Annotated in this window: 1 protein-coding gene; it reads left to right on the top strand. The window is 38.6% G+C overall.

Annotated features, from left to right (window positions below):
- The first annotated feature begins 270 nt into the window (after nucleotides 1-270).
- Nucleotides 271-1,476: an IS110 family RNA-guided transposase gene (locus tag ABU914_RS15335; protein ID WP_379670563.1), complete on the top strand. Its 1,206-nt coding sequence runs from the start codon at nucleotides 271-273 to the stop codon at nucleotides 1,474-1,476.
- Nucleotides 1,477-1,599 lie beyond the last annotated feature (123 nt).

Raw genomic sequence — 1,599 nt, 5'->3', positions numbered from 1 at the left:
TCCTCCTCGTATATTATTATTAACTAGTATTTTTACTAGTTTTAAATCGTTATACCTTTTCCAAGGTATGATGTATTTAATCAGATAGAGGTTGTCGGCTTCCTCCTTGAAGCGTGGTCTTCGTCAAAAAGACTGACACCTCTTTCTTTATAGAACTATTCGAATGAGCTGGATGACACATTCGTTGTCGGATATCGAACGAGGTTGGATATCTATAAGGACAAGAGGGTTCCTCACATCTGATAAATATTCAATTTAGGTGGTGTTTTTATGTTTTATATTGGGATTGATATTGGCAAACGTCATCATGAAGTTGGACTCATTGACGATAAAGGGAATCATGTTGGGAAAACCTTACGGTTTGCCAACTCGAAAGCTGGAAGTGAAATGCTGCTTGAGTTTATCAACCAATATAAACTAACACCTGATAATACTGTGATTGGACTTGAAGCGACTGGCCATTACTGGTTATCCGTTTTTTCTTTCCTACATAAATTAGGATTTAAAACAACTGTTTTTAACCCTTTGCAGTCTGATGCTTTGCGTCATTTTTATATCCGCAAGACAAAAACAGATGTCAGTGATGCTTACCTTATTGCTCAAGTCATTCGCATTGACTCTCCTGATGAAACACCTTTTATTGAAGAAGATTTACTCCAATTACGACATCTTGAGCGTTTACGCTATTCTTTTGTTGATCAAAGTTCTGATTTGAAGCGTAAAATTATCTCGCTGTTGGACCAGGTCTTTCCCGAGTATGAACAAGTGTTTTCAGATATCTTCGGAAAGTCCTCGACTGAAATTTTACTGCACTCGCCATTGCCAGAGGATCTACTAAAAATTGATACTGAAAAGCTTGCCGCTTTATTAAACCGTGTCAGTAAAGGCCGATTCGGTGAATCGAGAGCTTATGACAAAGCTCTTCAACTTAGAGAAAGTGCTTTAAATACCTTTGGCATTTCAATCGGGACCGATGTGTTTAAAATGCAAATCCAACTACTTTTGGAACAAATTTTATTGCTGGAAAAACATTTGAAACAAATTGAAGCTGCAATGATTGAAATCTCAAATCGCCAACAACACTTTTTAACAACCATCACTGGAATTAGTGATGTCACAGCTTGTGTTATCTTAGGTGAAATCGGGTCGATTGACCGCTTTGAACGTCCTGAACAGCTAGTTGCGTTTGCAGGTTTAGATGCCTCTGTTCACCAGTCTGGTGACTTTAACAGCAGCAGGACCCGGCTCTCCAAGCGTGGTTCTCCTTATCTCAGACGTGCGATATGGCAAGCTGCTTTTGTTGCGAGTTTTCACGATCCAGCACTTTCTCTGCATTATCAAAGGCTACGTAAACGTGGGAAAGCGCATGGGACAGCTGTGGGTGCTGTCGCCCGTAAGCTAACACATATTATTTTTGCAATTCTCAGAGACAACAAACCTTATGAACCTAGACCACAACTAACAGAAGATAATTAAGCATATACGCCTAAATCATTTAAAAAATGAATTCTTTAGGCTTCTTTGGTGTGCCTAAAAATAGCGAAATTAATTTATAACAAAATCTGCTTTACCTCCTTGACTTTTTATAGCTGGTCTTTT

The organism is Pueribacillus sp. YX66, from assembly GCF_041725775.1.
GTDB lineage: Bacteria > Bacillota > Bacilli > Bacillales > UBA6769 > Pueribacillus.
Note: the sequence above shows the minus strand (reverse complement) of the source record. Positions and strands in the feature narration are given on the sequence as shown.